Source organism: Mycolicibacterium gilvum, from assembly GCF_900454025.1.
GTDB lineage: Bacteria > Actinomycetota > Actinomycetes > Mycobacteriales > Mycobacteriaceae > Mycobacterium > Mycobacterium gilvum.
Window position 1 is genome coordinate 5,554,725 of record NZ_UGQM01000001.1, and the last position, 23,546, is coordinate 5,578,270.

At 67.9% G+C, this 23,546-nt stretch carries 25 protein-coding genes; 19 read left to right on the forward strand and 6 right to left on the reverse strand.

Annotated features, from left to right (window positions below; all coding sequences use genetic code 11):
- The first annotated feature begins 49 nt into the window (after positions 1–49).
- Together DYE23_RS26135 and DYE23_RS26140 are read left to right on the forward strand one after the other, a co-directional pair.
- A complete protein-coding gene (locus DYE23_RS26135) occupies positions 50–1,237 on the forward strand; it encodes a cytochrome P450 (protein ID WP_011892155.1) in 1,188 nt (395 codons plus the stop codon).
- Positions 1,234–2,055 (forward strand): mycofactocin-coupled SDR family oxidoreductase, encoded by an 822-nt coding sequence (locus DYE23_RS26140; RefSeq protein WP_115328545.1) that lies wholly within the window; start codon positions 1,234–1,236, stop codon positions 2,053–2,055. Before DYE23_RS26135 ends, DYE23_RS26140 begins: the two co-directional genes overlap by 4 nt.
- Positions 2,056–2,057: 2 nt before the next feature.
- Here DYE23_RS26140 and DYE23_RS26145 read toward each other — a convergent pair whose 3' ends face one another.
- Positions 2,058–3,659, reverse strand: coding sequence for a GMC family oxidoreductase (locus DYE23_RS26145; RefSeq protein WP_041788217.1), 1,602 nt, complete (start codon positions 3,657–3,659; stop codon positions 2,058–2,060).
- A 93-nt stretch (positions 3,660–3,752) separates the two neighbouring features.
- Here DYE23_RS26145 and DYE23_RS26150 point away from each other — a divergent pair, with 93 nt between their 5' ends.
- A complete protein-coding gene (locus DYE23_RS26150) occupies positions 3,753–4,844 on the forward strand; it encodes an ATP-dependent DNA ligase (RefSeq protein ID WP_172527844.1) in 1,092 nt (363 codons plus the stop codon).
- Here DYE23_RS26150 and DYE23_RS26155 read toward each other — a convergent pair.
- Entirely contained in the window at positions 4,810–5,412 is a 603-nt protein-coding gene (locus DYE23_RS26155) for a TetR family transcriptional regulator (protein ID WP_011892151.1), read from the reverse strand. The genes DYE23_RS26150 and DYE23_RS26155 overlap by 35 nt on opposite strands.
- A gap of 218 nt (positions 5,413–5,630) precedes the next feature.
- Between DYE23_RS26155 and DYE23_RS26160 the strand changes: the two genes are divergently transcribed.
- From DYE23_RS26160 to DYE23_RS26180, 5 genes are all read left to right on the forward strand, one after another.
- Positions 5,631–6,374: a hypothetical protein gene (locus DYE23_RS26160; RefSeq protein ID WP_115328547.1), complete on the forward strand. Its 744-nt coding sequence runs from the start codon at positions 5,631–5,633 to the stop codon at positions 6,372–6,374.
- On the forward strand, positions 6,371–7,120 hold the full coding sequence (locus DYE23_RS26165; protein ID WP_115328548.1) for a hypothetical protein: 750 nt from the start codon (positions 6,371–6,373) through the stop codon (positions 7,118–7,120). The genes DYE23_RS26160 and DYE23_RS26165 overlap by 4 nt, the downstream gene beginning before the upstream one ends.
- 21 nt (positions 7,121–7,141) lie before the next feature.
- Complete coding sequence (locus DYE23_RS26170; protein ID WP_115328549.1) at positions 7,142–7,735, forward strand: cytochrome c oxidase subunit 3 family protein; 594 nt, start codon at positions 7,142–7,144, stop codon at positions 7,733–7,735.
- 50 nt (positions 7,736–7,785) lie between these two features.
- Complete coding sequence (locus DYE23_RS26175; protein ID WP_049777400.1) at positions 7,786–8,037, forward strand: cytochrome C oxidase subunit IV family protein; 252 nt, start codon at positions 7,786–7,788, stop codon at positions 8,035–8,037.
- Positions 8,038–8,170: 133 nt separating this feature from the next.
- The gene (locus tag DYE23_RS26180; protein WP_115328550.1) at positions 8,171–8,818 is read left to right on the forward strand and encodes an MBL fold metallo-hydrolase; all 648 of its coding nucleotides are present in this window, start codon (positions 8,171–8,173) and stop codon (positions 8,816–8,818) included.
- On the opposite strand, the gene DYE23_RS26185 is transcribed toward DYE23_RS26180, so the two are convergent.
- Genes DYE23_RS26185 through DYE23_RS26200 form a run of 4 tightly spaced genes read right to left on the reverse strand, consistent with a single transcriptional unit; the run spans position 8,799 to position 14,620 of the window.
- The gene (locus DYE23_RS26185) at positions 8,799–10,502 is read right to left on the reverse strand and encodes a diol dehydratase reactivase ATPase-like domain-containing protein (protein ID WP_115328551.1); all 1,704 of its coding nucleotides are present in this window, start codon (positions 10,500–10,502) and stop codon (positions 8,799–8,801) included. The genes DYE23_RS26180 and DYE23_RS26185 overlap by 20 nt on opposite strands.
- On the reverse strand, positions 10,499–10,828 hold the full coding sequence (locus DYE23_RS26190; RefSeq protein ID WP_011892144.1) for a diol dehydratase small subunit: 330 nt from the start codon (positions 10,826–10,828) through the stop codon (positions 10,499–10,501). The genes DYE23_RS26185 and DYE23_RS26190 overlap by 4 nt, the downstream gene beginning before the upstream one ends.
- Positions 10,825–13,065 carry a propanediol/glycerol family dehydratase large subunit gene (locus DYE23_RS26195; RefSeq protein ID WP_115328552.1) on the reverse strand — a complete coding sequence of 747 codons (2,241 nt, stop codon included), beginning with the start codon at positions 13,063–13,065 and terminating at the stop codon, positions 10,825–10,827. Before DYE23_RS26195 ends, DYE23_RS26190 begins: the two co-directional genes overlap by 4 nt.
- Before the next feature lie 13 nt (positions 13,066–13,078).
- Complete coding sequence (locus tag DYE23_RS26200) at positions 13,079–14,620, reverse strand: APC family permease (RefSeq protein ID WP_115328553.1); 1,542 nt, start codon at positions 14,618–14,620, stop codon at positions 13,079–13,081.
- 205 nt (positions 14,621–14,825) lie between these two features.
- On the opposite strand from DYE23_RS26200, the gene DYE23_RS26205 reads away from it, so the two are divergent.
- From DYE23_RS26205 to gluQRS, 11 genes are read left to right on the forward strand one after another with little or no spacing between them, the layout of a single operon-like run.
- Entirely contained in the window at positions 14,826–16,106 is a 1,281-nt protein-coding gene (locus DYE23_RS26205; RefSeq protein WP_115328554.1) for a class-III pyridoxal-phosphate-dependent aminotransferase, read from the forward strand.
- On the forward strand, positions 16,103–17,659 hold the full coding sequence (locus tag DYE23_RS26210) for an aldehyde dehydrogenase family protein (protein WP_115328555.1): 1,557 nt from the start codon (positions 16,103–16,105) through the stop codon (positions 17,657–17,659). Before DYE23_RS26205 ends, DYE23_RS26210 begins: the two co-directional genes overlap by 4 nt.
- A 3-nt stretch (positions 17,660–17,662) precedes the next feature.
- Positions 17,663–18,268, forward strand: coding sequence for a BMC domain-containing protein (locus tag DYE23_RS26215; RefSeq protein WP_011892139.1), 606 nt, complete (start codon positions 17,663–17,665; stop codon positions 18,266–18,268).
- Complete coding sequence (locus tag DYE23_RS26220; protein WP_115328556.1) at positions 18,265–18,717, forward strand: hypothetical protein; 453 nt, start codon at positions 18,265–18,267, stop codon at positions 18,715–18,717. The genes DYE23_RS26215 and DYE23_RS26220 overlap by 4 nt, the downstream gene beginning before the upstream one ends.
- Entirely contained in the window at positions 18,714–18,959 is a 246-nt protein-coding gene (locus DYE23_RS26225; protein ID WP_115328557.1) for a EutN/CcmL family microcompartment protein, read from the forward strand. Before DYE23_RS26220 ends, DYE23_RS26225 begins: the two co-directional genes overlap by 4 nt.
- 56 nt (positions 18,960–19,015) lie before the next feature.
- Entirely contained in the window at positions 19,016–19,297 is a 282-nt protein-coding gene (locus DYE23_RS26230; RefSeq protein WP_011892136.1) for a BMC domain-containing protein, read from the forward strand.
- A gap of 9 nt (positions 19,298–19,306) precedes the next feature.
- Complete coding sequence (locus DYE23_RS26235) at positions 19,307–19,972, forward strand: microcompartment protein (protein ID WP_013473008.1); 666 nt, start codon at positions 19,307–19,309, stop codon at positions 19,970–19,972.
- On the forward strand, positions 19,969–20,961 hold the full coding sequence (locus DYE23_RS26240) for a phosphotransferase enzyme family protein (protein WP_115328558.1): 993 nt from the start codon (positions 19,969–19,971) through the stop codon (positions 20,959–20,961). Before DYE23_RS26235 ends, DYE23_RS26240 begins: the two co-directional genes overlap by 4 nt.
- A 25-nt stretch (positions 20,962–20,986) precedes the next feature.
- Positions 20,987–21,766: a 3-oxoacyl-ACP reductase FabG gene (fabG, locus tag DYE23_RS26245; RefSeq protein ID WP_115328559.1), complete on the forward strand. Its 780-nt coding sequence runs from the start codon at positions 20,987–20,989 to the stop codon at positions 21,764–21,766.
- A gap of 50 nt (positions 21,767–21,816) precedes the next feature.
- Entirely contained in the window at positions 21,817–22,599 is a 783-nt protein-coding gene (locus tag DYE23_RS26250; protein ID WP_115328560.1) for a GntR family transcriptional regulator, read from the forward strand.
- Positions 22,600–22,654: 55 nt separating this feature from the next.
- Positions 22,655–23,539 carry a tRNA glutamyl-Q(34) synthetase GluQRS gene (gluQRS, locus tag DYE23_RS26255; protein WP_115328561.1) on the forward strand — a complete coding sequence of 295 codons (885 nt, stop codon included), beginning with the start codon at positions 22,655–22,657 and terminating at the stop codon, positions 23,537–23,539.
- The last annotated feature ends 7 nt before the right edge of the window (positions 23,540–23,546 follow it).

The following is a 23,546-nucleotide window of genomic DNA, read 5'->3' on the forward strand; positions in this document are numbered from 1 at the left end:
TATAGCACAGGCTATATGCTCGCACGAACCAGCCGGCAAGGAGAGCACGTTGAGCGATCTGTACTACGACCCGTGGCACGTCGACATCGACATCGACCCCTACCCGACCTACCGCAGGTTGCGCGACGAGGCGCCCGTGTACCGCAACGACGAGCACGGCTTCTGGGGCTTGAGCCGGTACGCCGATGTGGATGTGGCGCTGAAGGATACGACGCGGCTCAGTTCCGCCAAGGGGGACATCCTCGAGGTCGTCATGGCGGATCCGGTGATGCCCCCCGGCATCTTCATCAACGAGGACCCGCCACTGCACACCATCCACCGCGCGATCGTGGCCAGAGCGTTCACACCGAAGAAGATGCGGGCGATCGAGGACAAGATCCGCGCGTTCTGCGTCGCGTGTCTCGATCCGCTCGTCGGTGGCGACCGGTTCGACTTCGTCGAGGACCTGGGCGCCGAACTTCCCATGCGTACGATCGGCATGCTCGCCGGCATCCCCAACTCCGAACAGCCGGCGGTGCGCGAACATGCCAACGAAGTGCTCCGCAATGAGGCCGGCAAGCCAATGGCGATCGACAAGGACCGCTACTTCACCGGCGAGATGTTCGGCGAGTACATCGAATGGCGGGAGAACAACCCGTCCGACGACCTGATCACCGAGCTGCTGAACGTCGAGTTCGAAGACGAGACCGGCACGGTCCGCAAGCTGACGAAGCAGGAGCTCACCGTGTTCCTCGCGGTCGTCGCCGGCGCCGGCGTCGAGACCACCGGCCGCCTGTTCGGCTGGATGGGCAAGGTGTTGGCAGAGCACCCGGATCAGCGCAAGGAGCTGACCAGCACCCCTGCATTGATCCCGTCCGCGATCGAGGAACTACTGCGCTTCGAACCACCGGGTCCCCACGTCGCACGCTACGTCGCCACCGACGACGTCACGTTCCATGGGGTCGTCATACCGGCGGGAAGTCCGCTGCTGTTGATGCTTGCCTCCGCCAACCGCGACGAGCGGCAGTTCGACGATCCCGACCGCTTCGACATCCACCGCAAGCAGGGCGGTCACCTCACCTTCGGTCGCGGGGCCCACTTCTGCGTCGGCGCTCCGCTGGCCCGGCTCGAGGGCCGCGTGGCCCTCGAAGAGGTGCTCAAACGCTGGCCGGAGTGGGACATCGACATGAGCGGAGCCCGACGATCGCGGACCTCGACCGTGCGCGGTTGGGACTCGATGCCCGCGGTCATCCGATGACAGGCAGTACATCCCGCGTCGCGGTGATCACCGGCGCCGCGCGTGGACAGGGTCGAAGCCATGCCGTGGCACTGGCCGGACAGGGCATCGACATCATCGCCGTCGACCGCTGCGCCGACATCGACTCCATTCCCTATCCGCTGGCAACCGCGGCCGACCTCGAGGAGACCGCCGAGCAGGTGCGCGCGGCGGGCGGACGGATCCATACCACGGTGGCCGATGTCCGCGATCTCGCCGAACTCCGCGCCGGAATCGACTCGGGCATCGAACGCTTCGGCGACGTCGACATCGTGGTGGCCAACGCCGGAGTCGTCGCGATCGGCTGTCCCGACCCCGACGACGATCAGCTGTACCGCGACATCGTCGACGTCAATCTGATCGGCGTCTGGCACACCATCGCCGCGACGGCACCGTCGATGATCCGCCGCGGGACCGGTGGATCGATGGTTCTGATCAGCTCGATGCAGGGTCTGGTCGGGCGCGGCGGCGACGGCAGCGCGGCGACCTTCGCCTACGCGGCGTCCAAACACGGCGTCGTCGGCCTGATGCGCTCCGCTGCCAACGCGTATGCCCCGCACAACATCCGGGTGAACTCGATCCGTCCGACCGGCGTCGCGACGCCGATGATCATCAACGAGCACATGGCGCGGGTCTTCGAGGCCAACCCGGAGGGCAGTGCGATGTCGGGGAACCTGCTGCCGGTGCCGTTCGTGGAGCCGGTCGATGTGACTGCGGCCGTGATGTACCTGGTCAGCGACGGCGCCCGCTACATCACAGGCACTGCGCTGCCCGTGGACGCCGGATTCGCGGTGATGTGAGATCAGCTGGCGTGCAGAATGAAATCCGCTGCGCGCCAAGCCATCGCCATGATCGGTCCGTTCAGGTTTCCGGCCACTATCGTGGGCATCACCGAGCAGTCCACCACCCGTAGGCCGTCCACCCCGCGGACACGCAGGTGGCTGTCGACGACATCGTCGTCGTCCGGCCCCATCGCGCAGGTGCCCACGGCGTGGTATCCGCAGTAACCGCCTTCCAGCGCGGCGTCGACGAGTTCCGCGTCGCTGTCGACCCGCGGACCGGGGTAGGTCTCGTGGCTGATGCGCTCGGCGATCGGTGACTGTTCGAAGATCGAGCGCATCCGGCGCACCAGGGCGGCGGTCGCCGTCCGGTCGTGCTCGGTCGTCAGATAGTTCGGGGTGATCCGCAGCGCCGCACCCGGATCGGCCGACGTGATCTCGACGTAGCCCTGCGACGTCGGCCGCAACACCATCCCCAGACACGAGATGCCGGGTTCACGTTCGATGACGACCGGCTCACCGGTGTTGTAGGGCGGCAGGGTCCACGGCCCCATCATCACCTGCCCGAACGGGCGCTCGGAGTCCGGCTGGCCCTTGACGAAGCCAACGACGTCGAACGACGGTGCCGCCAGCGGCCCCTTCCTGGTCGCCAGGTATTTCATCCCGGTCAGCGCCTGACCGGCATTCGTCGCGAGCAGCTTGTTGTATCCGAGGTCCTCTTTGAGCCGGTATCGCAACGTGGCGCAACGGTGTTCACGCATCCGGCGGCCCACGTTGTCCCGCTCGACGAACACCGGCACCCCGGCGGCGCTCAGCACATCACTCGGCCCGATTCCGGAGAGCTGCAACAGCTTCGGGGAGTTCAGGCTGCCCAGCGAGAGCACCACCTCGCGCGCCGCCCGGACCTGTTCGGTGCCGGCGCCCGTCGCGATCTCCACGCCGTCGGCGCGTTCACCGTCGAACAGCACGCGGCGCACGGTGGCTCCGGTGCGCACCGTCAGATTCGGGCGGTGCAACACCGGCTTGAGGAACGCCGTCGCGGCACTGACACGACGCCCGCCACGGATCGTCGACGTCGCGTATCCGATACGCTCACCGTCGGATTCGTTGATGTCGCGGACGCGCCACATACCCGCGCCGGTTGCCGCCTCGATCATGTCCTCGCACAGCGGATCCGGGTCACGCGGTACGGAGATGTGCAGCGGGCCGCCGGCGCCGCGGGTGTGCGACGGGCCGAACTCGTGGTTCTCGAATCCCTTGAAGATCGGCAGGATCTCGTCCCAGCCCCAGCCCGTGTTGCCCATCTGCACGAGCGCGTCGTAGTCCGCCCGGTGGCCGCGGTTGTAGATCATGCCGTTCACCGCACTCGATCCACCGATGACCTTCCCACGCATCCACTGCTCGACGTGGGCGTCCGGACCGAACGGCGTGGTCTCGTAATGCCACATGTACCGCTCGCTGTCGAAAAGCTTGCCCGCTCCCTTCGGGATGTGCAGCCACGGGTTGCGGTCACCGCGCCCGGCCTCGAGTAACAGCACCCGGATCGCGGGATCGGCCGAGAGCCGGTTGGCCAGCACGCACCCGGCCGACCCGGCCCCGACGACGATGTAGTCGTAACCCGTCACTGCCAACTCTGCTCCTCGTCGCCCCGCTGCTGTACGAACGTATAGTACAAGCCGGCGATCCGTCCCACCCGGCCTTCGGCGACAATGGCGGGGATGCGCCTTCCCGTGATGCCCCCGCTCTCACCGATGCTCTCGAAGTCGGTGCAGCAGATCCCGGACGGCGCCTCGTATGAACCGAAGTGGGACGGCTTCCGGTCGATCGTGTTCCGTGACGGCGACGAGATCGAGTTCGGCAGCCGCAACGAACGCCCGATGACCCGTTACTTCCCGGAGCTTGTCGCGGCGGCCCGCTCCGAGCTTCCCCCGCGCTGCGTCGTCGACGGCGAGATCGTGATCGCGACCGCCGGCAGACTCGACTTCGAGGCGCTGCAGTTGCGTCTGCACCCGGCCGCATCGCGGGTCACCATGCTGGCGGAGAAGACCCCGGCGTCCTTCATCGCGTTCGACCTGCTGGCTCTCGGCGACACCGACCTGACCGGCCGCCCGTTCACCGAACGGCGCGCGGCACTGGTCGACGCGCTCGCCGATGCCGGGCCGACGTTCCACGTCACCCCGGCCACCCGGGACATCGCGCTGGCCACCCGATGGTTCGAGGAGTTCGAGGGCGCGGGCCTGGACGGGGTGATCGCCAAACCTGTCGACGGCGTCTACCTGCCGGACAAGCGGACGATGTTCAAGATCAAGCACCGGCGCACCGCCGACTGTGTGGTCGCGGGGTACCGATTGCACAAATCCGGTGACGACGCCGTCGGCTCGCTGCTGCTCGGGCTCTACGACACCGACGGCGCGCTTGCGTCGGTCGGCGTGATCGGTGCGTTCCCGATGGCGCGGCGACGTGCGCTTCTCGCCGAATTGCAGCCGCTGGTGACGACCTTCGACGAGCATCCCTGGAACTGGGCTGCGCACGCCGACCCGGACGTCGTCCGCCGGCACGGCGGTGGCTCACGGTGGAACGCCGGCAAGGACCTGTCCTTCGTGCCGCTGCGCCCCGAACGGGTTGTCGAAGTGCGCTACGACCACATGGAGGGCAGGCGGTTCCGCCATATGGCGCAATTCAACCGGTGGAGACCGGACCGCACGCCGCGCTCGTGCACCTTCGATCAGCTCGAGCAGCCGGTGAGTTTCAGCCTCGACGACATCGTGCCGGGCCTCACGCCGCGTGCAGGGCGTCCATATAGGTCGTGACGTATTCGTCGATGACCGGTGCGCGAATTTCTCGGGACTCCGGCATCGTGATCAGCAGCGCGTACAGCCCCACCAGGAACGACACCCCGCGCAGCATCACGTCGACGTCGGCGGGGATCTCCCCCCGGTCGCGTGCCCGCTCCAGGTCCTCGACGACGGCGACGATCACCGGATGCGCCGACCACTCTTCGGAGGGTGGCCGCCTGGTCGAGAAGTGCAGCGCGAGGAAGTCTTTGAACAACCGGCTGCCCAGCCGCCGTTCGAGGGCCTCGAGAACCGTGACCGCTTTGGTCAGCGTCGCCCGGACATCGTGGGGACGCCGGTAGAACCGCGTCAATTCGGCGGCCATCCGCTCCTGCTCGCGGTTCTCCAACTCGACCAGCACGTGCTCTTTGGTCGGAAAGTGGAAGAAGAAGGTGCCGTGCGCGACTCCGGCTGCCGACACGATCGCACCGATGTCGGCCGCGGCCATACCGTCGCGCTTGAACTCCGCGATCGCCGCGCCCAGGAGGCGCTCGCGCGTCTGCTCCCCTTTACGTCCGCGCTCGGGTGTCCTCGACTTCAGCACCTGCGATCCGATCTGCTCGTCCCGGTCGCGCCCACCCTACCCCGCGAACCGCTAAAACTGACTTGAATCAGCATTGGTCTTCCGTTCCGAGGTGTGAGCCGCTACCGTTCGAGGCGCGGGAGTTGAAGTGCTGCACTGCATAAATGCGAATCCGTGTGGCGCAGCACCACTGCGGACCTACGTCGACAGACCTGACTCAAGTCATATAGGAGGCACGTGTGCAGATCCTCGAGCAGGTGCAGGACACGCCCCGGGCCGGCAACATCAAGGCTCAGTGGGTGAGTCTGTGGACCGGTCCCGTCGTCGGCGCCGTCCTGCTCGTCGCGATGCTCGCGTTCCCGGCATTCTGGCCGCCGATGTCCCCGACCCTCTCGGCCGACGAGGTGGCCGCCTTCTACTCAGAGCACACGTCGTGGATCCGGTTCAGCCAGGTCACCTTCAACCTGTGCGGAATCCTGATCCTGCCGTTCTTCATGGTGATCGTCGTGCAGATGAAGCGCATGCGCAATCAGAGTCACGTTTTCGCGTACTGCTACCTCACCGCAGTGGTCAGCGGCGCAACGATTTTCGCGCTGTCCAACATCTTCTTCCTCGTCGCCGCGTTCCGCCCCGACCGCAATCCCGAACTGATCATGGTTCTCAACGACCTCGCATGGATCGTCTTCATCGCACCCGTGGGCATGGTCGTCGCCCAGTTCGTCCTGCTGGCACTCGCCGTCTACTTCGACGACGGACCCGAACCGGTCTTCCCGCGTTGGGTGGGGCACTACTCGCTGGCCACCGCTGCCGCAATGATTCCCGCGGCCGGCGCGGCGGTCTTCCAGACCGGGCCGCTGGCCTGGGACGGGCTGCTGTCGTTCTGGGTGCGAAACGGTGCGTACGCGCTGTTCGTCGTGGTGATGTTCTTCGTGGTGCGGCGCGCGGTCCTGCGCCAGGCGCTCGACGAGGGTGTCGTGCAGTGAGCCTGCTGTCGCCCGCCCGCCTTCGGGACGCCACCTCGCTGGCCCCAGGCGGCAAACGCGATGTGCGGCTGGTCACCTGGTTCTTCCCGGCCTGGTATGCGGTGTTCGGCGTCATCATCTGCATCCTGGCGCGGGTGACGCCGCCTCCCCGCCCCGACGTGACCGCGGCCGACAAGGTCGCGTTCTTCGCGTCCAACGGCCTGACCATCCAGATCGGATTTGCGGTTCTGCTGATCCTGCTCGGCGGCGCGGCGGTCACCAATGGCCTTGTCGCCTACCAGATCATGCGGATGTCGGTCGGCTCGGTGTTCGCATACGGATATCTCGGCGGGATGAGTGTCGGCGCGCTGCCCGGTTTTCTGCTCGTCGGCGTGTGCTTCCTGACCGCCACCTTCCGCGCCGACCGCGACCCCGAGATGGTCAGCATGCTCTATGACCTCGGCATGCTGTCCTACAACGGATCGCTGGGTTGCTTCACCGCCGCCTACCTGGTGCTCGCCGTGGCGATCTTGTATGACAAGAACGAGGTCTTCCCGAAATGGTTTGCCTACGTCAGCATCTGGCAGATCATCACCGAGGTGATCGCGACCCAGATGTTCGTCTTCTACTCGGGACCGTTCGCCTGGAACGGATCCGTGTCCTTCTGGCTGGCGGTGGTGGTGTTCTCGATCTGGCTGGGCGCGTTGATCGTGCTGCTGCGACACGCGTGCGTCCGTGAACCCGCCGACGCGCCCGCGGTGGGCTGAGCGATCAAGGAGCCCGCAGACATGACCCGATCACGATCACACGCCGACTCGCCGCCGCCACAACCCCCCACGGGGCATCTGCCCGGCGACATCCACATGTGGGTGATGGTGCTGGGTGACCTCGTCGTCTTCGGCGGCTACTTCGTCATCTTCATGATCTACCGGAGCATGAACCCCGACGAGTTCCTTCGCGCGCAGCAGCATCTGGACATCAACATCGGTGTGCTCAACACCGTGATCCTGCTGACCAGTTCGTGGTTCGTCGCACGCAGCGTGCTGGCCACCCGCGCCGGACGGCACGACCAGGCGGTGCGGCTCATCTGGGCGGGCGGGCTGTGCGGGGTGCTGTTCATCGCGTTCAAGAGCTACGAGTGGGCCCAGAAGATCGCTGCGGGACACACCAACTCGGAGATGTTCTACTCGTTCTACTACGTGCTCACCGGCGTCCACCTGGTGCATGTGCTCCTCGGGCTCATCGTGCTCGGGGTGTTGGTCCGCGAGTTGCGCAACCCCGGCCGTCGTCGTACGTCGCTCGTCGAATCCGGGGCCGTCTACTGGCACATGGTCGACCTGCTCTGGGTCGTCATCTTCGCCCTGCTGTATGTGATGAGGTGACCGTGTCCGACAGAGCCGCGACTGCACAGCCCGCCGCCACCGCCCGCTCGATGACGTGGGGGTGGATCGCGCTCACCGCGATCACCCTGGGCTCGTGGTGGCTCGCGCCGGCCCACTTCACCACCACCGTGGCGGCCAGCACGCCGATCACCGCGCTGGTCCTGGTGCTCGCAATCGTGAAGGTACGCCTGATCTTCCGCTACTTCATGGAGGTCCACACGGCGCCGCGCTGGCTGCGCCACGCCACCGACGCGTGGATCGCGGTGCTGTTCGGCGCGGTGTTCGTCGTCTACCTGCTCTGAGACACGTCACCATCCCTCGCGAGCAGACGCATAATCCGGCGTGTCGGCCGTGACACGCCCGAGTATGCGTCTGCTCGCGGGAGAAGGTGACCCTCTTGACCTGAAGGTTGGTTGAGGTTGCAGGCTGAGGGGCATGAGACACGTACTGCCCGACCTCGCCGAAACCCGCACCGACTCACCGTTTCCGGGCCTGACCACCCACGCCTACCTGTGGACGCCCGCGAACATCCTGTTCTACTCGCCGGCCACCGATGCCGACTTCGACGACCTCGCCGCTCTCGGCGGTGTGAACGACCAGTACCTGTCCCATCGGGACGAGGCCGGTCCGATGCTCCGACAGATCGCCGAACGCTTCGGCACGACACTGCATGCACCACTGGGCGACCGGGCCGACATCGAGAAGCACGCCCACGTAGACGTCCCGCTCTCGGGCCACTACGTCGACTACAACGGCGTCGAGGTGATCCCGACACCGGGCCACTCCCCGGGCGCCGTCTGCTACCTGGTGACCGGGGCCGCCGGGCGCTACCTGTTCACCGGCGACACCCTCTTCCGCAGCGCCGAAGGCCACTGGTATGCCGGATACATCGAGGGTTTCCACCACCTCGACGACGCCGACATGATCGCGGCAAGTCTGCGCACCCTCGCCGACCTCACCCCGGACTTCGTGATCTCCAGCGCCTTCCAGGGGGAGTCCGCGGTGCACCGCATCGACGCCGACGCCTGGCGTGGACACATCGCGCACGCGATCGCGGGGCTTCCTAACTCTGCGCGTACATAGCGACCAGGCCTCGCGCGACGGCGAACCGCGGTCCGTGCACACCGTCGACGTCGGCCCGTCCCACCACGACGGGCACGCTGCGCAGCGCCTCGCCCACCGTGCGCATCAACTCGTCGTCCAGCGCGCCGCCGCCGGCCAGCACCAGCGCTGCGGGCGACTGTTCGAAAGCCCGCAGACAGCGAACGATGTTGGCCGCTACCGTCTCCTGTTTGACGGCCAGGCGCAGGCTTCGCCACTCCTCGGCCGCGAGGCGGTCCGAGAACGGCACCAGTCCAGCGGCGCCCCGCGTACACAACCGGCCGATGGCATCGGCGGACGCCGGTGAGTCCAGGAACACCCGGCGACCGTCCTCCTCGTGGGCGATGTGCGGACCCTCGACCCGGACGGCCGGCGTGCGCTTGACCTTCTCCGCCAGTGCCCGCGGGATACCCAGTACTCGCGCGACGGCGACGGTGATCGACTCCCCCGCGCCTGCCGCGATGACCGCGCGGTCACTTCCGATGAGATCGACTGTGCCGCCGCCGATATCGCAGATGACGGTATCGGCCGGGATGCCCGGTGTCGTGCGGGCACCCCAGGCGGCCGCCTCCGGTTCCGAACACAGCGTGCGTGCGCGACGACCCGTCAGCGTCCCCAGGGTGTCCGCCGCGTCGGCCGCCTCCTCGGCGGCCAGCAACGCCACGACGGTGCCCTGTGTGTCGGCGACGCCCCGGCGCAGCCAGGCGCCGTTGTCGATCCCGGACAGGTCGGTGAAGAACGCGTCGTGCACGGCCAGCCCACCCGCAGCCGAGGGCACCGCCTTCAGCCGGACCTCGCGGACGCTGCCCGGAATGACCCGTCGCATCACCGGATTCGCTTCGGCCGGTGAGTACCTCACGACCGATCCGCCGTCGCGGAGGTCGACGTAGTCGTCGTCGGGGGGCGGTGAACGGTGCGTGTCGGTACGCGGCGTCACGGCGATGGCCGCGGTGTCAGCCAGTTCCCGGCAGAACTCGGCGACGTCGACGAGGCTGCCCGCCGGTAGTTCGAGGGCCGCGGACAGCGCGATCGGGTCGGCCATCGCCCGGTAGGAGCGGCCCTGCTCGACCACCTCCAGCGCGACGCGCGCCCCCGGTGCCAGGCCTGTCAGGTCCACCTCGTCGACCACCGGGACGTCCACCGGTATCCGGTTGCGGATCAGCACGGCGTCATCCTGGGCCGCGATCACACCGACCACCTGCCAGCCGCGGTCGACCGCCGCGCCGATCTGCTGCGCGGCCACCTCGAAGTCGGTCGTCTCGTCGACGGAGACCACGACCGGACCTCCGCTCACGCCGTGCTGCAGTGCTGTGAGCGGAACATGCAGTCCGACAGCATGTCCGGCGCCGGCCGGAGTGGACGCGTCCGGCCGCCGGAGACTGCGCACCGGCGCCGACGGTGAGTACGCCGGCGGTATCGGCGCGGTGGCGGTGTCCACCGGCCGAAGCGCCGCCAGCAGAAGTTCGTCCGCCCGCCGGCCCGCGCCGACCTCGACCCGGTGCAGCAACGCCGCGGCGCCCTCGACCGACTCACGGCTGCCTTTGCGACCCCGGGTGGGCGCCTGGCCGTGCGCGACGGTGGTGACGGTGCCGCCGTGTACCTGCGCGAGCAGGATCTCGGTGGTGTGATTGCCGATGTCCACACCGGCGACCACGGTGGGAGTCAACGCAGTAGGCCGCGACGGGCGTAGACGGCGGCAGCCTGCTCGACGAGCGCCGCACAGCGTGGGGCGCCCCGCGCGATCAGCGAGGAGTGCAGTTCATCGAGTTCGGCGGCGGTGGAGCGGTGCGGCCGCAGCGCCTCGTACAGCGCCATGACCGTGTCGTCGTCGATGGTCGCCAGTTCGGCTGCGCGCCGGAAGTTCTCGGCCAGCTGAGGGTTGCCGCCTTCCTCGGCGACGGCCGCCTGGTGCTCCAGTACCGCGGGGTCCATCCGCAGGTCGCCCAGACCGAGCTTCCCGTCGACCGCGTTCTGCGTGGTGATCTCACTCATCGCGCCTCGACCTTCACGGTGACCGGCGCCCGGCCGGGTTCGCACGCGCCACGCTCCAGCGCGACGAGGGCGACGGCGCGGGCGTGATAGCGCGCCGAGATGGACTCGTCGGTGCCACCGGTGAAGATCGGCACCGGCGCCATCCCCTTGGCATGGCGGGCCGCGTTCTTGCCCAGCTCGCGGTACATCTTCGCGGTCAGCAGCGGCGCGACGCTGAACAGCTCCAGGTTGGCCAGCGGCGCCAGGTCACGGCGATGGATCAACGCGGTGCCCTTGCCCTGCAACCCGATCCCGATACCGGATCCCGACAGCCGGGCCGCGGTCAACCCGATCAGGCCGGTGTCGATGGTCGAGCAGACCCGCACCGTGCGGGCGATGCAACCTTCCTCCTCCAGCCCGGCGGCGATCTGGCGCAACACTTCCCCGACCGTCAGTCCGCACAGGGTCAGCCACACGCTGCGGCCCCACGCCGGCGACAGTCCGATGCAGACCTCGCGGGGGTCGCTGCCCTGATGTGCGGGTTCGACGTCGGTGACGACGACGTGCCCGCGGTGCTGCTCCTGGTCGACGGTCAACTCCGCACCGCTGCGGGCCTGCCGGATCGCGTCGATCTCGGCGCGTCGCTGCTCGGTGAGCGCGTAACCCGTTGCCGGGCCGCGGTAATCGTTCGGGTCGGTCAGCTTGGAGAGCACGCGGAACTGCTCGTCGAAGATCGCCGAGGTCTGCAGCTGGTCCCCGCGCAGTCGTTCGCGCGTCAGCGTCGTGATCGCCTCAGCCTCCTCGGTGAACCCTGTCCGGTGCAGCGAGGCGATCACGTCGAACACCGTCAGCTGCCGGGCCTCGATGGAGGCGGCGGACTCGGCCACCATTTTCGGATGCCCGGCCGGCAGATCGCGGGAACCGTTGGCGGCCACCACGTCCTCGACGCGGGCGTCGTCGTAGTCGGCCAGCCCGAGGTCGCGGTACACGGCCTGCACCGCCTGAGCGGCGCGTCGGCGCACCGCCTCGAGGTGTTCCGGCGACACCGTGCGCAGCCCTCCGTCGGCACCCCAGTCCCGCTGCAGCACCAGGAAATCGTCCATGTCGTCGGAGTTGAAGTTCGACAGCGCGAAGGCGTTGTCGTAGCGAGGGATCGAGCCGAAACCCGAGAAGATGAAGTCCGCTCCGGCGAGCAGCACCGGTAGCGTATGAGCGCTGCGGCGGATGTCGGACTCGGAGATCAGGTTGTCGTTTCCCGCACACGACTCGAGGTCGCGCATCATCACCATCAGGTTCTCGGCGAGCAGCTCCTTCATGCCCTCGGGCACCGAGGCCACCACACCGACGCCGTCGATGCCGCCGTTCTGCACACCCTGGGATCCCAGCGCCCGCGCCAGCGACACGCACCGCGACTCCAGGTACAGGATCGAGCACTTCTGCGCCGCGCCCATCAGCACCTCGGCGCCCCCGCCGCTGGTCACCCGCATCTTCAGCCCCCGCGACGCGTACGCCGACGTCAGGATCGCCTTGCTGAACGGGGTGTCGTCGCCGTCGATGAACACCTGCTCGGTGCCGTAGATCGAAATCGTCTCGGCGTAGCTGGTCAGTCCGCGCAACCCGAGCCGCAGCTCCAGGGCCTCCTCGATCGAGCACTGCGCCATCGCGCCCGGCGTCCCGACCTGCGAACCGATCAGCAGCGCCACCGCGTTCGACGGCGCGTCGCCGAGCACCGGGACCGTCGTCTCCACCTCACGGAATCCGTAGGCGACCGCGCTGGCGGCGTCGGCCGCGATCAGCAGCGGATCGTCGAGCTGGTTGGTGACGTGGGCCTGGTTGCTGGGCGTGCGGCGGGCCCGCATCTTGACCATGGCCATCTGCATCTCCACCGGCGAGAGCAGGGCGACGACGCGGGCGAGTTTGGCGGGGGTGGTGCCGCCGATCAGCCGCACCACCTCCGCCCGCGGCACGTTGATGTCGACCACCATGCGTGCCAGCGTCTCGTCGTCGAGAGCCATGGCCTCGTCGGCGACCGCGAGGTCGATGCCGTAGCGGGCGATGAACTCGTCGATGACGTCGAACTCGGCGACGTCTTTGGCGTCGAGTTCGACTACTGCGCCGTCCCTGATGACCAGAGACGGGGCAGGGTCATGCGGGCTGCTCATCGCGACGAGCCCGAGTGCGGCGTCGGGGACGCTGAACCCGTCGAGGTTGACAGGTTTCGAGTTCAGGACCCGGAACCTGCCCAACTCGTCAGCCACTGGAGAACCCTTCCTAATCGCGAACTTCGCTGTCGTCGTACACGATCCGGCCGATCAGCTCGTAGCGGCGCTTGTCCTTGAACTTGAAGTACAGCGCCATCGCCGCGCCGAACGCGAAGACTCCGATCACGATCCATGGTGTCAGCTTGAACAGCAAGGTGCCCGATGCCGCGCCCGCGGCGGATTCCTTGTGTTCCCACAGCAGGTAGACGACGTAGAGCATGCCGATGCCGCCGGTGAGCGGCGCCAGGAACGTCTTGAACCAGTGCGCGCTCGACGGGTGGTTCTTGTGGAAGTGGAAGTAGGCCACCACCGAGAACGCACACAGTGACTGCACGATCAGGATCGCCATCGTCCCGAGGATCGCCAGCAGGGTGTACATGTGGATGTACGGATCCATCCCCGCGAAGAAGAACGCCAGCACCAGGACCAGCGCGATCCCGCTCTGCACGAACGACGCGATGTAGGGCGAGCCGTGCGTCTTGTGGGTGGCGCCCAGGGTCTTCTGCAGACCGGTGGACAGACCTTCGCGGCCGAGCGCGTAGAGGTAGCGCGACGCGCAGTTGTGGAACGCCATGCCGCACGCGAACGATCCCGTCACCAGCAGGATGTTGAACAGGGTGATGGCCCATTCGCCGTAGGTGTCACGGACCGGCGCGAAGAAGATCTCCGAGGAGGTGTCCGCGCTCTGCGCCAGCTCGACCGCCTGCTGCGGCCCGGTGCCCGCGATGGCCATCCAGGACACGAAGACGTAGAAGATTCCGACACCGAGAACGGCGATCATGGTGGCGCGCGGGATGATTCGCTTGGGGTCCTTGGACTCCTCGCCGTACATCGCGGTGGACTCGAAACCGACCCAGGACCAGAACGCGAAGAACAGGCCGAGGCCGGCGCTGGCGCCGGCGATCGCCGCGGGCTGGAACGCACCGACCGGATTCAGCGTCTCGGCGATCGCGAAGCCGTCGGGCCCGCCGCCCTTGACGGCCACCGCGACGGCACCGAGGGCCAGCATGAAGATCTCGGTGATCAGGAAGACTCCGAGGACCTTCGCCGTCAGGTTCACGTCGAAGTAGGTCAGGATGGAGTTCAGGACCAGCATCAGCAGCGCCGGCACCAGCCAGTGGATGGTGATGCCGAGCTGCGAGGACAGGAAGTTCTGGAAGAAGAACGCGAAGATGCCGATCAGCGACGCCTCGAACACGATGTAGGCCAGCGTGATGATCAGGCCGCTGGCCATGCCCATCACGCGGCCCAGACCGTGTGAGATGTAGCCGTAGAACGCGCCGGTGGCGGTGATGTGCTTGGCCATCGTCGCGTAACCGATCGCGAACAGGCCCAGCACGATGGTGGCGACGAGATAGCCGGCGGGTGCGTGCGAACCATTTCCGAAGCCGACGGCGATCGGGACGTTGCCGACCATCGCGGTGATCGGCGCGGCGGTCGCGACCGCCATGAAGATCACGCCGAAGGTGCCGACGGCGTTGCGCTTGAGCCGTTGTACGGAATCGGTGGGTGTTGTCTGACCTGGGGCCGTTCTTTCGGCGGATTCAGTCATCTGGAGAGGCCTTCCATGGCGAAGGAGGGAAACCCGGTTCAGCTCGTCCTGAACTCACACTGTGGTCTAGACCACAGTGGCGAACCTCGAACATATTGGCACTACCAAATGAGCTGTGCAACCCCTGTGAACGTCCGATTGACATAAATGGTCATACCGTTTAGTTTTTGGTTCACACCCGGCCGACCGCACGACAGGGAGTCCCGTGTACGACTACGGCACGTTCTCGTTCGATTCCAAAGCCCAGGTGCTGGAACGTGCCAAAGAGTTCTGGAACCCCGACAAGACCCAGTTCTGGACCGACACCGGCGTCGACCTGGTGATCGACCGCCGGCAGGACTACTTCCTGTGGGACATGACCGGCCGCCGCCTGATCGACATGCACCTCAACGGCGGCACCTACAACCTCGGCCACCGCAATCCCGAGGTGATGCAGGCGATCACCGACGGGATGGCGCACTTCGACGTCGGCAACCACCACTTCCCGTCGGTGGCACGAACCGCGTTGGCCCAGAAGCTGATCGAGTCCGCACCGCAATCGTTGAGCAAGGTCGCGTTCGGTTCCGGCGGCGGTGAGGCCATCGACATCGCGCTCAAGAGCGCCCGGCACGCCACCCAGCGCCGCAAGATCGTCTCGATCGTCAAGGCCTACCACGGGCACACGGGCCTGGCGGTCGCGACGGGTGACGACCGCTTCGCGAAACTGTTCCTCGCCGACCGGCCCGACGAGTTCGTCCAGGTGCCCTTCGGCGACACCGATGCGATGGAGCAGGCGCTGCGCGGTCGCGACGTCGCCGCGGTGATCATGGAGACCATCCCGGCCACGTACGGATTTCCGTTGCCGCCCATCGGATATCTGGAAGCGGTCAAGGACCTGTGCGTGCGCTACGACGCCCTCTACATCGCCGACGAGGTGCAGACCGGGCTGATGCGCACCGGGGAGATGTGGGGCATCACCAAACACGGCATCGAACCCGACATCATGGTCACCGGCAAGGGGCTCTCGGGCGGCATGTACCCGATCACCGCGGCGCTGCTCAGCGACCGCGCCGCCCAGTGGCTCCACCAGGACGGGTTCGGCCACATCTCCACGTTCGGCGGCGCCGAGCTGGGCTGCGTGGCTGCCCTGAAAACCCTGGAGATCACCAGCCGTCCCGAGGTGCGCTCGTCGGTGCACTACATCGCCGACATCTTCGCCAAGGGTCTGGCCGCCATCCAGGCCGACCACCCGGGCTGGTTCGTCGGCATCCGGCAGAACGGCGTGGTGATCGGGCTGGAGTTCGACCACCCCGAGGGCGCGAAGTTCGTGATGCGCGAGCTCTACCAGAACGGGGTGTGGGCGATCTTCTCGACGCTGGATCCCCGTGTGCTGCAATTCAAACCGGGCCTGCTGCTCAACCGTGACCTCTGCGAGGACGTCCTCGACCGTGTCGAGGTCGCCGTCGGACGGGCGAAGCTGGCCGCGACCGGACGGAGGAAGCCGTGATTGCGGTACCCCACGCAGGTCAACTGCTCGAGCGCGCGCACTTCGCCGCCTCGGCCTACGCCGACTACGACCAGGCCTCGGTCGCCAGGATCGTCGACGCCGTCGCCGAGGCCGGCCACCGCAACGCCGAACGCTTCGCCGCGGCGGCGGTCGCCGAGACACAGATGGGTGTCGTCGAGCACAAGGTGACGAAGAACCGCGCCTGCTCGCGCGGCATCGTCGAGTTCTACCGCGACCAGGACTACGTGACCCCGCGCATCGACACCGCGCGCAAGATCGTCGAGATCCCGCGCCCCGCCGGTGTGGTGCTGGCCCTGACGCCGACCACCAATCCCGTTGCCACGGTGTACTTCAAGGTCATCCTGGCGTTGATGACGCGCAACGCGGTGGTCGTCGCCCCCCATCCGCGGGCCAGACAGTGCTCGGCGGACGCCGCCCGGGTGCTGGCCGAGGCCGCCGAGGCCGCAGGTGCTCCCGACGGGATCGTGCAGGTCATCGACGAGCCGTCCCTGCCGCTGGTCGAAGCGCTGATGTCCGACGAGCGCACCGACGTCATCGTCGCGACCGGTGGTACCGGCGTGGTGCGCGCCGCGTACTCGTCGGGAAACCCGGCGCTGGGCGTCGGGCCCGGCAACGTGCCGGTCTTCGTCGACGCCACTGCCGACATCGACACCGCCGCTCGGCGGATCGTCGACAGCAAGGCCTTCGACAACTCGGTGCTGTGCACCAACGAGTCGGTGCTGATCGCCGAGGAGTCCATCGCGGCGAAGCTGCGGACCTCGCTGACCCGCCACGGCGCCCACATCCTCGATGCCGACGCCGCAGACCGGTTGCGCGAGTACATGTTCCCCGACGGCGCCCTCAACACCGAGGTGGTGGGCCGCGACGCGGCCTGGATCGCCGAACGCATCGGGCTGCGCGTCACGCCGAAGACCAGGGTCCTGATCGCCCCGTTCACCGATGTCATCGGCGAGGAGGTGCTGACCCACGAGAAGCTCTGCCCGGTCCTCGGCATGACCACCGTCGCCGACGCACCCCGCGGTATCCGTGCCGCCCGCGCCGTGGTGCGGATCGCCGGCGCCGGATACTCCGCCGCGATCCACAGCGAAGACGCCTCTGTCATCACCGAATTCGCGGCCAAGGTGCCGGTGCTGCGGGTGTCGGTCAACGTCGGCAACAGCACCGGCAGCTCGGGGCTCGATACCAACCTGGCACCGTCGATGACGATCGGCACCGGCTTCGTCGGGCGCAGCTCGATCGGTGAGAACCTGCAGCCGGAGAATCTGCTGAACTGGGCACGGATCGCCTACAACGCCGATACCGCGGTCACGATGCCGAACTTCGCCGGGCTGTCCCCCTGGCACGCGCCCACCGGCCCGGTGCCTGCCTATCCGCGCGCGTCCAACGACCAATCGGCCACCCCCGCCCCCGCACCCGCGGCCTCCGTCAGCAGGCCGACCGCCCCGCGGTCCGCCGACCCCGGCATCGAGGCGCTGCGCGCCGAGTTGCGTGCGCTGGTGGCCGAAGAACTCGCCCAACTGATCAAGAGGTGACCCGTGGCTGAACTGCGTTCGTTCATCTTCATCGATCGGCTTCAGCCGCAGACGATGTCGTACCTGGGCACCTGGATCAAGGGCGCCCTGCCCCGCGCCGGCGTCGCCGCGCAGATCATCGAAGTGGCTCCCGGCCTCGACATCGAGGGCGTCACCGACGTCGCACTCAAGCACGCCGAGGTGCAGGCCGGCGTGCTGGTCGTCGAGCGTCAGTTCGGATATCTGGAGTTCCACGGCGACACCGCCAACGTCGAAGCCGCCGCCGACGCCGCCCTCGCCGAACTGGGCCGCGACGCCGGATCGGCCACTGCGCCGCAGATCCTGGCCTCCCGCATCATCTCCAGCATCGATCAGCAGCACGCATTCCTGATCAACCGCAACAAGATCGGGTCGATGGTGCTGGCCGGCGAGTCGCTGTACGTGCTCGAGGTGTCCCCTGCCTCCTACGCGATCCTGGCCACCAACGAGGCCGAGAAGGCCGCCGACGTGAAGGTCGTCGACTTCCGGATGATCGGCGCGACGGGCCGGGTGTACCTGTCCGGCAGCGAATCCGACATCCGCCAAGCCGCCGCGGCGGCCGAAGAGGCCCTCGCCCGGAGCGTGCGGTGAGCGTCGACCGGGAGGTGCTCCGACAACTCGTGCGCGACGTGGTGCGCGAAGCCGTTGCTGATCTGCCGACCCCGGCCCCCACGAGGACCAACGGCCCCGTCGCGACCGGACCGCTGGCCGCCGACGAACGCTCCCGCACCGACACCGTACGCCTCACCAACGACCGCGATCTGGATGTGTTCGTCCGGAACCTGCTGCACCTGTTCGAGAATCCGAAGACCCGCGCCGACCTGCGGCACGGCCGGCTGCGCTTCCGGCTGGCCGGAACCGACCGCGGCGGACCCGGCAGCAGCACCCGCGTCGAACGCGGCGCGGTCACCGAACGGCAGATCACCGACATCGCCGCCACCGGCGCATCCCTGGTCCTCGGCCCCCGCGCCGTGATGACCCCGCTGGCCCGCGAACGCGCCCGTGCGCTGGGCGTCACGATCCACAAGGAGCGAACATGATCCGTGGCACGGTCATCGGTCAGGTCTGGTCGACCCGACGCATCGACGGCATCCCGGCCGGCGCCTTCCTCGAAGTCGAGGTGGACGGCTCCGGCTCCCGGCTGATCGCCTTAGACGTCCTCGGCAGCGGCGTCGGCGAACACGTGCTCGTCACCCAGGGCTCGGTGGCGGCGAGTTGGTTCACCGGCACCCCGCCGCCGGTCGACGCACTGATCATCGGCTCCATCGATCCCACCGGTTGACCGTCCCGGCTACCGGCCCCGTCCGTTCCAATAATCCGACACAAAGGAGAAACACCATGGCCAGCAACGCGATCGGAATGATCGAGACCAAGGGTTACGTCGCCGCGCTCGCAGCAGCCGACGCAATGGTCAAGGCCGCGAACGTGACCATCACCGACCGCAAAGAGGTGGGTGACGGTCTGGTGGCCGTCATCGTCACCGGCGAGGTCGGCGCCGTCAAGGCCGCCACCGAGGCGGGTGCCGAAACCGCTTCGCAGGTAGGCGAACTCGTCAGCGTGCACGTGATCCCGCGGCCGCACAACGAGCTCGGCGCACACTTCTCCGTCGCCGCACAGTAGTCTCGGCCAGTGGCTCTTTCCGAGGCGCCGTCCTCTGCCCCGACACGGACCGACATCCGGGTCTACCTGTTGGTCGAGGATCTGCAGCAGCAGTTCGCCGCCTACCTGGGCACCCCGACCCGGGCCCGCGGCTACCCGCCGTACGCCGGTGAGCACGCGCTGATCGTCGAGGTGTCACCGGCGCTGGCCATCGAACGGGTCATCGACCTCGCACTGCGCGAGGTGCCGGGCATTCAGCCGGGAATCCTGTACGTGGAGCGGCAGTTCGGCGTACTGGAGATCCATTCGGGCGACCTGGCCGATGTGCGCCGCGCCGGCGAGGCGATCCTGACGGGCACGCGGAGCTCGGCGAGCGACCAGCTGCGGCCCAGGGTCCTCTACCACGACGTGATCGAGGACATCACCGATCAGCACGCGGTCATCCTGAACCGCAACCGGCAGGCCTCGATGGTGCTGCCCGGGCAGTCGCTGCTGGTCTACGAGATGACCCCCGCACTGTTCGCCGCCGTCGCGGCCAACGAGGCCGAACGCGCCGCACCCGGCCTCACCCTGGTCGACGTGCAGATGATCGGCGCGGCGGGCAGGCTCTACATCAGTGGCAGCACCGAAGACGTGGTGGTGGCGCGAGACCGCATCACCGAGGTCCTCGCAGCGATCGAAGGGCGGGAGCATTGACGGCAGACTTCACCGACGACCAGGCCGTCGCCGAGAAGGCGCTGGCGGCGTTCGACCTGCCCCAGGGATCGGCTCTGCGGCTGCTCAACCTGTCGGAGAACGCGACCTACGCGGTCGAGGAGCCCGGCTGCGGGCACCGGTCCATCCTGCGGGTGCACCGCAAGGACTATCACCGTGTCGACCAGATCGAATCCGAGCTGATGTGGCTCGACGCGCTGCGCCGGGACAGCGACGTGACGGTGCCGACCGTGATCCCCGCCCACGACGGGCGCCGCGTGGTCACGGTGCAACACGACGGAGACGAACGGCACGTGGTCCACTTCGAGATGGTGCCCGGCGCCGAACCGGATGAGGACACGGTGACCTCCACCGCCTTCCACACGCTGGGCTGCATCACCGCCGCGCTGCACGACCACGCCCGCAGCTGGCAGCGACCGTCCGGGTTCAGCCGCTTCGCGTGGGACTGGGAGCACAGCCTCGGCGGAACCCCGCGGTGGGGCCGGTGGCGTGACGCCGTCGGCGTGGGCGAACACGAGGCCGACGTCCTCACCCGGGCCGAGGCACTGCTGCACCGGCGCCTCACCGACTACGGCACCGGCCCCGACACCTTCGGACTGGTCCACGCCGATCTGCGGCTGGCCAACCTGCTCGTCGACGACGACACGATCACCGTGATCGACTTCGACGACTGCGGAATGGGCTGGTACTTCTACGATTTCGGCACCGCGGTGTCATTCTTCGAGGATCATCCGTCGGTCCCCGAATGGCAGGACGCCTGGGTGAGCGGGTACCGCAGCCGTCGCCCGATCAGCGCTGCCGACGAGGACATGCTGGCCTCGTTCATCCTGCTGCGCCGACTGTTGCTGCTGGCGTGGATGGGCACCCACAGTCATTCCAAGGAGTCCCAGGCGATCTCGGTGACCTACGCGGCAGGCAGCTGCACACTCGCCGAGCACTACCTGAGCTCCGACGGACACCGAATTTTCTGATCCTCGTTCGAAAGGATTTGTCGCTATGTTCAGTTCGTTGCAGGGCCGGTCGGCCGTCGTCACCGGAGGCAGCAAGGGCATCGGGCGGGGAATCGCCGAGACGTTCGCGCGCGCCGGCATCAACGTGGTCATCACCGCGCGCACGCAGGCCGACATCGACCGCACGGTCGCCGACCTGTCAGGGCTTGCCGGCTCCGTCACCGGTGTCACCGCCGATGTGACGAGCCCCGAGGACTGCCGCCGCGTCGTCGAGACGGCGGTGGAGCGCAACGGCGGACTGGACATCGTGTGCCCCAACGCCGGGATCTTCCCGTCCGGGCGGCTGGCCGACCTGACCCCCGAGGACATCGAGGCGGTCCTCGGCGTGAACTTCAAGGGCACCGTCTACATCGTGCAGGCCGCGCTGGACGCGCTGACCGCCAGTGGTCACGGCCGCGTGATCATCACCTCGTCCATCACCGGACCCGTCACCGGTTTCCCCGGCTGGTCGCACTACGGCGCGAGCAAGGCCGCCCAGCTCGGCTTCCTGCGCACCGCCGCGATCGAGTTGGCGCCGAAGAAGATCACCGTGAATGCCGTGCTGCCGGGCAACATCCTCACCGAGGGCCTGATCGAGATGGGCCAGACATACATCGACCAGATGGCCGCCGCGGTGCCCGCGGGCAAGCTCGGGGAGGTCGCCGACATCGGCAACGCCGCACTGTTCTTCGCCACCGACGAGGCGTCCTACATCACCGGGCAGTCCCTGGTGGTCGACGGAGGCCAGATCCTGCCCGAATCGCCGGAGGCGCTCGCCGACCTGTAGGGACGTACCCTAGATTTGGTCGAACCAATTGGCGTAGGCGAGGAGGCCCGGTGCCCACTCAGACCGAAGATCTGCGGCGGCGCATCGTGGCCGACATCAACGCGGGCAAGCCCGGGACCAAACTGGGCAGCGAACGCGAGCTCGCCGAGCGTTACCGCACCAGCCGGTCGAGCCTGCGGCAGGTACTGGCCGCCCTCGAGGAGGCGGGGCTCGTCGACCGGGTCATCGGCCGCGCCGGCGGCATCTTCATCAGCCACGCACAGGTTCAGCGCAGCCTGACCGACGTCGTCGGGGTTCCGGCCTTCCTCGCCAGCCAGGGCTACGTCGCGGGGACCCGGGTGCTGTCGACCAAGATGACCGCACCCGACGCCACCACACAACAGGCCCTCGGGATCTCGGCCGACGACTTCGTCATCGAGATCCAGCGGTTGCGCCTGGCCGACGGTTCGCCGATCTCGTTGGAGCTGGCCCAGTTTCCGGCCGAGGTCTTCCCGGGGCTGCTCGAACAGCAGCTCGGCGGATCGCTCTACGAAATTCTGGAGAGCGAGTACGGACTGGTCACCGCGCGCGCCGACGAACGGATCGAGGCGGTCAACGCGACGCCCGAGGAGGCCAACCTGCTCGGCATCAAGTCCCGCTCGGCGCTGCTGCTCATCACTCGGATCGCCTACGACCAGCACGACAACCCGTGCGAGTTCTCCCGCGACCTGTTCCGCGGTGACCGGACCCGCCTGGCGGTGACCGCGCAGGGCCGTGGCGTCGGCGTCTCCCCATCGGTGGCCGCGGCGTCGGTCGCACTGCACGGCCCGCTCGCGAAAGCGCCGTCAGCGTAGCGGGTCGCGCGCGCCGACTACCGTGGTGGCGGTCTCGCGAGGCAGAGTGGGGCCCATGACCCGCTCCCCCGGCGCCGGCAGGTTCGCGCCGAGCCCGTCGGCGGATCTGCATATCGGCAACCTGCGCACCGCCGTGCTGGCGTGGTTGTTCGCCCGGTCCACCGGCAGGCGGTTCCTGATGCGCGTCGAGGACCTCGACGACCGCACCCACACCGACATCGCCGACCACCAGCTCGCCGATCTGGCGGCACTGGGCGTCACCTGGGACGGCGACGCGACCCGCCAGACCGAACATCCCGAACGCTACGACGCGGTCGTGGACACCCTCGCCGGCCGCGGACTCCTGTTCGAATGTTTCTGCACGAGAAGAGATATCGCCCAGGCACCGCGTGCCCCCCATGCCCCCGAGGGCGCCTACCCCGGCACCTGCCGGGACCTGAGCGACGCCGACCGGGAACGGCGGCGTCACGAGACCGGGCGCCCACCCGCCCTGCGGCTGCGTTCCGACACGACGTCGCACACCGTGCACGACGTTCTGCACGGCGACTACACCGGGCTGGTCGACGACTTCGTCGTGCGCCGCGGCGACGGCGTCCCCGCCTACAACCTCGCCGTCGTCGTCGACGACGCGGCATCCGGTGTCGACCAGGTGGTGCGTGGTGACGATCTGCTCTCGTCGTCGCCGAGGCAGGCCTATCTCGCGCGACTCCTGGGCCACCCCGAGCCGGTGTACGCGCACGTACCGCTGGTCCTCAACGCCGACGGCGCCCGACTGGCCAAACGCGACGGCGCCGTCACGCTCGCGGAGATCGGACTGTCGAAGGCGCTCGCCCAGATCGCCGACTCTCTCGGATACACCGCGCGGTCGGTCGGGGACATGCTCGACGAGTTCGATCCCCGACGGTTACCGCGCGAGCCGTGGGTATACCAGCCGGGGTGAGCAGAAC

What these genes read in the sequence shown, in the direction of transcription:
- DYE23_RS26180 (WP_115328550.1), top strand. Translation starts at nt 8,171, where the DNA reads ATGAGACACGTACTGCCCGACCTCGCCGAAACCCGCACCGACTCACCG.
- DYE23_RS26140 (WP_115328545.1), top strand. Translation starts at nt 1,234, where the DNA reads ATGACAGGCAGTACATCCCGCGTCGCGGTGATCACCGGCGCCGCGCGT.
- DYE23_RS26200 (WP_115328553.1), bottom strand. Translation starts at nt 14,620, where the DNA reads ATGACTGAATCCGCCGAAAGAACGGCCCCAGGTCAGACAACACCCACC.
- DYE23_RS26190 (WP_011892144.1), bottom strand. Translation starts at nt 10,828, where the DNA reads ATGAGTGAGATCACCACGCAGAACGCGGTCGACGGGAAGCTCGGTCTG.
- DYE23_RS26230 (WP_011892136.1), top strand. Translation starts at nt 19,016, where the DNA reads ATGGCCAGCAACGCGATCGGAATGATCGAGACCAAGGGTTACGTCGCC.
- gluQRS (WP_115328561.1), top strand. Translation starts at nt 22,655, where the DNA reads ATGACCCGCTCCCCCGGCGCCGGCAGGTTCGCGCCGAGCCCGTCGGCG.
- fabG (WP_115328559.1), top strand. Translation starts at nt 20,987, where the DNA reads ATGTTCAGTTCGTTGCAGGGCCGGTCGGCCGTCGTCACCGGAGGCAGC.
- DYE23_RS26170 (WP_115328549.1), top strand. Translation starts at nt 7,142, where the DNA reads ATGACCCGATCACGATCACACGCCGACTCGCCGCCGCCACAACCCCCC.
- DYE23_RS26150 (WP_172527844.1), top strand. Translation starts at nt 3,753, where the DNA reads ATGCGCCTTCCCGTGATGCCCCCGCTCTCACCGATGCTCTCGAAGTCG.
- DYE23_RS26225 (WP_115328557.1), top strand. Translation starts at nt 18,714, where the DNA reads ATGATCCGTGGCACGGTCATCGGTCAGGTCTGGTCGACCCGACGCATC.
- DYE23_RS26175 (WP_049777400.1), top strand. Translation starts at nt 7,786, where the DNA reads ATGACGTGGGGGTGGATCGCGCTCACCGCGATCACCCTGGGCTCGTGG.